The following is a 6,415-nucleotide window of genomic DNA, read 5'->3' as shown; positions in this document are numbered from 1 at the left end:
GAGGAGGAACGCCTCGCCATGGAGGCCCTGCGCACCGGCGAGCCCGTCCTGGCCCTGCGCACCGAGCCTGCCGCCCCGGCCGCCGAGGAGGAACGCCTCGCCATGGAGGCCCTGCGCACCGGCGAGCCCGTCCTGGCCCTGCGCACCGAGCCTGCCGCCCCGGCCGCCCGCCGCTCAGCGCAGAGCCTCCTCCACGCTCCCCGCGAGCGCCTTCGCCTCCGCGTCCGCGAGCGGCGAACCGTCGGTCCCGGTCACGTAGAAGGCGTCCACGGCGTTCGCCCCCAGCGTGGAGACACGGGCGCTGCGGACCCGCACCGCCGCTCCCTCCAGTGCCCGGCCGATCCGGTGCAGCAGCCCCGGGGCGTCGTGGGCGCGGACCTCGATCACCGTGGCGAGGCGGGAACCGGCGGGCGCCACGGTCACCCGCGGGGGCGGGGCGGTGCTGCCGCGCCGCCGCGGATACGCCGCCTCCCGCTCCGCGAGGCGCCCGCGGATGTCCAGTGTGCCGTCCAGGACCCGCACGAGGTCGGCGCGCAGCCGGGCGGCCTGCGGAAGGGAGCCGTACTCGGCGGCGACGCGCCAGTTCAGCACCAGCAGGGAGGTCTCCCCGACGCCGGTGGGCAGCTCCACGGCGCGCAGGTCGGCAGCCCGGACGGTCAGCCGGTGCAGGGCGAGCACGCCGGCCACGGCGGGCAGGACGCCCGGCTGGTCGGGCAGGGCGATCAGCAGCTCCACGCCGACGGGTTCCGGTTCGCCGTCCTCGGCGGGGGCGGCAGGCTCGGTGCGCAGGGCCAGGACGGGCTCGCCGGTGCGCAGGGCCTCCATGGCGAGGCGTTCCTCCTCCGCGCTCGGGGCCGCCTGCTCCGGGTCGGCGGGGGTGTCCCCGGCGAGGACGGCGGCGGCGCGGCGCACCAGGTCGGCGACGAGCGAGCCGCGCCAGGAGGACCACGCGGCCGGCCCGGTCGCGAGGGCGTCCGCCTCGGTGAGCGCGTGCAGCAGCTCCAGCGTGCTCACCGAGCCGACCGCCTTGGCGACGGACTCGACCGTCGCGGGGTCGTCCAGGTCCCGCCGGGTGGCGGTCTCGACGAGCAGCAGGTGCTGCCGCACCAGGGTGGCGACGACACCCACGTCGGCGCGGTCGAACCCGATCCGGGCCGCGATGTCCCGGGCGATGGTCTCGCCCACCTCGGAGTGGTCGCCGGGCCAGCCCTTGCCGATGTCGTGCAGCAGGGCGGCGACGAGGAGCAGGTCGGGGCGGCCGACACGACGGGTGAGCGCCGACGCCTTGACGGCGGTCTCGACGAGGTGACGGTCGACGGTCCAGGTGTGCACGGCGTTGCGCTGGGGCCGGCAGCGGACCCGCTCCCAGTCGGGCACCAGGCGGGTGACGATCCCCTCGGCCTCCAGGGCCTCCCAGACCGGCACGGTCGCCTCCCCGGCGCCGAGCAGCCTGACCAGCTCCTCGCGGGCCTCGGCGGGCCACGGCACGGGCAGCGGCGGGGCCGCCTGGGCGAGGCGGCGCACCGCGTACCGGGAGACCGGCAGCCCGGACTGGGCCGCCGCCGCCGCGGCGCGCAGCGGCAGCACGGGGTCGCGGTCGGGCCGGGCCGTGCGGGCGAGCACGACCTCGCCGTCCTGCTCGACGACCCCCTCGGCGAGCGGGGTGCGCTCGGGCTGGGAGGCGCGTCCGCCGCTGAGCATGGCGCGCAGCCTGGGCCGCACGGCGCGGGAGCGCAGGACGCGGCCCACCTCGCGCCAGGTGACGTCGCCGGCGTACGAGACGGTCCGGGCGGCCTCGTAGACCTGGCGCAGCAGGGCGTCGGCGTCGAGGAGGCCGAGCTCGACGGCGACCTGGTCCTGTTCCTGGAGGGCGAGGCGGTCGGTGGCGCGCCCGGTGGACAGGTGCAGGGCGTCGCGTACGTCGAGGAGGACGCGGCGGGCCTCGGCCAGGCCCTCCCGGGGGGCGTCGGCGAGCCAGGAGGCGGCCACGGCGCCGAGGGCCGTGACGTCGCGCAGGCCGCCGCGGGCCTCCTTCAGGTCCGGTTCCAGGAGGTACTGGAGCTCGCCCTGGCGCTCGGCGCGCTCCCGGCACAGCGCGTCCAGGTCGGGCAGCCGCCGGGGTGCCTGGTTGCGCCAGTCGGCGAGCACGGAGGTGCGCAGGGCGGCCACCAGGCCGAGGTCGCCGGCGACGGGCCGGGCGTCGAGCAGTCCGAGCTGCACCTTGAGGTCCTCGGCCGCGGTGCCGCGGGCCTCGGCCGGGGTGCGCACGGAGTGGTCGAGGGCGAGGCCCAGGTCCCAGACCGGGTACCAGATCCGGTCGGCCAGGGCGGCGACGGCCGCGGGGTCGTTCCCGTCGTGCAGCAGCAGCAGGTCGAGGTCGCTGCGGGGCGACAGCTCGCCGCGTCCGTATCCGCCGACGGCGACGAGTGCGGCGCCCCTGACGCCGGTGTCCGCCGCGGCGGCGGCGAACAGGCCGGCCAGCCAGCCGTCGGTCAGCCGGGCGAGGGACGCACGGCGCGACGGCCCGGACCGCTCCTTCTCCGAGAGAAGGAGCAGCCGGGCCGCCGCGTATCCGCCGGGTCCCGAGTCTTCCGTTCCGTCGCTCACATCGAGGCTCGTCACTCCGGCGGCTCCTTGTTCGGTGCCCGCCCGCCCCCGGGGCGTCCCGGGGGCGGGCGGAGGGCGTCGTCGCTTCCTACAGGGCGTCCGGACCGCGCTCGCCGGTGCGGACCCGTACGGCGGTGTCCACCGGGACGCTCCAGACCTTGCCGTCACCGATCTTGCCGGTACGGGCGGCCTTGACGATCACATCGACCAGCTGCTCGGCGTCGTCGTCCTCGACCAGCACCTCGATGCGGATCTTGGGGACGAGGTCGACGGTGTACTCCGCGCCGCGGTAGACCTCGGTGTGGCCGCGCTGCCGGCCGTAGCCGCTGGCCTCCGTGACCGTGAGCCCCTGGACGCCGAAGGCCTGGAGGGCCTCCTTGATCTCGTCCAGCCGGTGCGGCTTCACGACTGCGGTGATGAGCTTCATGCGTCCACCTTCTTGGATTCTGCTGCGGCCACGGTGTCGACCGGTGCGGGCACGGCCTTGCGGGATGCGGCACCGCCGCCCGCGCCGCTGAAGTCGTACGCGGTCTCGGCGTGCTCGACCTGGTCGATGCCGGAGACCTCGTCGTCCTCGTCCACCCTCATGCCGATCGTCTTGTGGAGCACGAGGGCGAGGAGGGCGGAGACCACCAGAGAGTAGGCCAGGACCGCGAAGACGCCGACGGCCTGCTTGCCCAGCTGCTCCAGGCCGCCGCCGTAGAAGAGGCCCTTGGCGTCGGACTGGACACCGCCGGTGGCGAAGAAGCCGACCAGCAGGGAGCCGATGACACCGCCGACGAGGTGCACGCCGACGACGTCGAGGGAGTCGTCGTAGCCGAACCGGTACTTCAGGCCCACGGCCAGGGCGCACACCAGGCCGGCGACGGCGCCGACCGCGATCGCGCCGAGCGGGGAGACGGCGCCGCCCGCCGGGGTGATGGCGACCAGACCGGCGACCGCGCCGGAGGCCGCGCCGAGGGTGGTGAAGGCGCCGTGGCGGATCTTCTCGTAGATGAGCCAGGCGAGCATCGCGGCGGCGGTGGCGACCTGCGTGTTGACGAACATCACCGCGCCGACGCCGTCGTCGTTGCCGAGCCAGGAGCCGGCGTTGAAGCCGAACCAGCCGAACCACAGCAGACCGGCACCGAGCATCACCAGCGGGAGGCTGTGCGGGCGCATCGGGTCCTTCTTGAAGCCGACGCGCTTGCCGATGACGAGGATGACGCCCAGCGCCGCGGCGCCGGCGTTGATGTGGACGGCGGTGCCGCCGGCGAAGTCGATGACGCCCATCTCGAAGAGCCAGCCGCCCGACCCCCACACCCAGTGCGCGACCGGGAAGTAGACGACGGTCACCCACAGGGCGATGAACAGCGCCCAGGCGGTGAACTTGACGCGGTCGGCGAGGGCGCCGCTGATCAGTGCGGGGGTGAGCACCGCGAACATCAGCTGGAAGACGGCGAAGACGTAGACCGGGATGGTGTAGCCGTCCCACAGCTCGGTCACGCCGATGCCGCTGAGGCCGACGTAGTCCGCGCTCCAGCCGATGAGCGAACCGGAGTCGGTGCCGAAGGCGAGGCTGAAGCCGTACAGCACCCAGAGGATGGTGACGATCCCGAGGCTGATGAAACTCATCATCAGCATGTTCAGAGTGCTCTTGACGCGGACCATGCCTCCGTAGAAGAAGGCGAGGGCCGGGGTCATGAGCATCACCAGGGCGGAACAGATGAGCATGAACCCTGTGTTGGCGGCAGACAGCTCGGGAGCGTCTGCGGCAAGGGTCGAGATGCCTGGGGGCATCGGCGTCTCCTCGTCGTCGTGCGGCCGCGTGCGGGCGGAGCCGGGCGGTAGAGCGGGCCGGTTATGCGCCATGAGGTTCGCGCAGCGCGGTTTCCGCAAATGCCGCTCGATGTTTCGCGGCCGTGACGAAGGGGTCCTGCGTGTTACGTCGCCATGAACGTGCTGATCGTCCGGGGGGTCCGGACGTATCATCTGCCCACATCACGATCCGGCCACGGCGCCCACCTCCGGTGACATGGCACGGGGGGAGCCGAGTCGGTCCGTCGGGGTGGGSGCCGTGGCCGGAGTGCGCCGGCCTGCCGGTGCGGGCAGGCTGCCCGCCGCTCAGACCGCTTCCGCGGTCTCGGGCAGCTGGGCGGTGAGCCGGTCGGTGAACTGAAGGACCTCTGCCACGTCGCCGAAGTCCCGGGCCGCCGTGTCGACCGTCTTGCGCAGCCGCGTGTTGACCCGCTCGGAGCGGACCTTGCGGGCGATGTCGAGCGCCTGGCCCGCGAAGGAGGTGGCGGCTTCCGGCTCCCGCTTCAGCAGGTGCACGGTGGCCATTCCGATGAGGTTCAGTGCGTACGACCGCTGGTGCTCCTGGTCCTGGCTGAAAAGCTCCACCGCGCGCTCCATGACCGGCTCCGAGAGGGAGGCGTAGGTGGGGCTGCGGCCGGCGACGTAGGCCAGGTCGCGGTAGGAGTGGGCGTTCTCCCCGTTGAGCTCGGCCTCGGAGAAGAAGCGGATCCAGTCCGGCTCGGGCTCGCCGTCGAGCCCCACGTCGGCGAAGGTGTCCTCGGCCATCCGGACCGCGCGCCTGCACTTGCTGGGCTGGCCCATGTTGGCGTAGGCGCGGGCCTCCATCGCATACAGCATCGCCTGGGTGCGGGAGGTCGCGCAGTCGCGGCTGCCGTACTGGGCGAGATGGATGAGTTCCAGGGCGTCGTCGGGCCGTCCGAGATGGATCATCTGACGGCTCATCGACGACAGGATGTACGAGCCGAGCGGCTTGTCGCCGGCCTCCTTCGAGGCGTGCAGCGCGAGCACGAAGTACTTCTGGGCGGTGGGCTGGAGGCCCACGTCGTAGCTCATCCAGCCCGCGAGCTCGGCCAGTTCGGCGGCGCAGCGGAAGAGCCGGCGCTCGGTGGCCGCCGGCTGCGGCTCCTGGAGGAGGTCGGTGACCTCGTGGAGCTGGCCGACGACGGCCTTGCGGCGCAGGCCGCCGCCGCACTGCGCGTCCCACTGGCGGAACATCGCGGTGGTGGACTCCAGCAGATCGAGCTCGGGGCCCGAGAGCCGGGCGGGCCGGCGTGCCGCGGCGGGGGCCGTGGCGTGGGAGGGTGCCGTGTCGCCGCCCGGCGTGGGGACCAGCCAGCGCTGCATCGGCTCGACGAGGGCGGGACCGGCCGCGAGGGCGAGCGAGGTGCCGAGGAAGCCGCGGCGGGCGAGCATCAGGTCGCTGCGGGAGAACTCGCTGAGCAGCGCGACGGTCTGGGGGCCCGCCCACGGCAGGTCCACCCCGGACACGGAGGGCGCCTGGTGCGCGGTGCGCAGGCCGAGGTCCTCGATGGCGACGACGCTGCCGAAGCGCTCGGAGAACAGCTCGGACAGGATGCGCGGGATCGGTTCGCGGGGCTGTTCGCCGTCCAGCCAGCGACGGACCCGGGAGGTGTCCGTGCTGATGTGGTGCGCGCCCATCTGGCGTGCCCGTCGGTTCACTTGGCGCGCGAGCTCGCCCTTCGACCAGCCGCTGCGCACGAACCACGAGCTCAGCTGTTCGTTGGGGCGCTTGCCGGTGTTCGTACCGTCTGCGCCGCTGCCGCTCACTCGACTGCCCCCATCCGTCGGACCCTTCGTCCGAACCGCTACCAGGATGCCGTGCGCCACGGCCTCCGGAAGCCCTTGTGCACTCGGACGGCTCTCCGGGTTGCCCGGGGCATACCCGCCGGCGCGGTGCAATTGCAGGTTCGTGCACCGAAAGTAATCCTCCGATCACGTGCTCGGCGAGTGGGATTGCAGAAACGCCACCATTCGCCACCCCTCCGGGTGA

At 73.6% G+C, this 6,415-nt stretch carries 4 protein-coding genes; all 4 read right to left on the bottom strand.

Going from position 1 to position 6,415, the window contains the following annotated elements; all coding sequences use genetic code 11:
- Positions 1–174: 174 nt before the first annotated feature.
- The 4 genes from EAO77_RS14160 to EAO77_RS14145 all read right to left on the bottom strand — a co-directional run bounded on the left by EAO77_RS14160 (position 175) and on the right by EAO77_RS14145 (position 6,192).
- Positions 175–2,622 carry a [protein-PII] uridylyltransferase gene (locus EAO77_RS14160; protein WP_147988337.1) on the bottom strand — a complete coding sequence of 816 codons (2,448 nt, stop codon included), beginning with the start codon at positions 2,620–2,622 and terminating at the stop codon, positions 175–177.
- A 73-nt stretch (positions 2,623–2,695) separates the two neighbouring features.
- Positions 2,696–3,034 (bottom strand): P-II family nitrogen regulator, encoded by a 339-nt coding sequence (locus tag EAO77_RS14155; RefSeq protein ID WP_005311372.1) that lies wholly within the window; start codon positions 3,032–3,034, stop codon positions 2,696–2,698.
- Positions 3,031–4,386 carry an ammonium transporter gene (locus tag EAO77_RS14150; protein ID WP_147988336.1) on the bottom strand — a complete coding sequence of 452 codons (1,356 nt, stop codon included), beginning with the start codon at positions 4,384–4,386 and terminating at the stop codon, positions 3,031–3,033. The genes EAO77_RS14155 and EAO77_RS14150 overlap by 4 nt, the downstream gene beginning before the upstream one ends.
- 324 nt (positions 4,387–4,710) lie before the next feature.
- Positions 4,711–6,192, bottom strand: a complete 1,482-nt coding sequence (locus EAO77_RS14145; protein ID WP_147988335.1) for a hypothetical protein — start codon at positions 6,190–6,192, stop codon at positions 4,711–4,713.
- Between the last annotated feature and the right edge of the window lie 223 nt (positions 6,193–6,415).

This window comes from Streptomyces sp. T39 (assembly GCF_008042045.1).
Lineage (GTDB): Bacteria > Actinomycetota > Actinomycetes > Streptomycetales > Streptomycetaceae > Streptomyces.
The sequence above is the reverse complement of the archived record's forward strand: the minus strand, read 5'-3'. Positions and strand labels throughout refer to the sequence as shown.

Coding starts and splice junctions, on each gene's coding strand:
- EAO77_RS14150 (WP_147988336.1), bottom strand. CDS start 4,386: ATGCCCCCAGGCATCTCGACCCTTGCCGCAGACGCTCCCGAGCTGTCT.
- EAO77_RS14155 (WP_005311372.1), bottom strand. CDS start 3,034: ATGAAGCTCATCACCGCAGTCGTGAAGCCGCACCGGCTGGACGAGATC.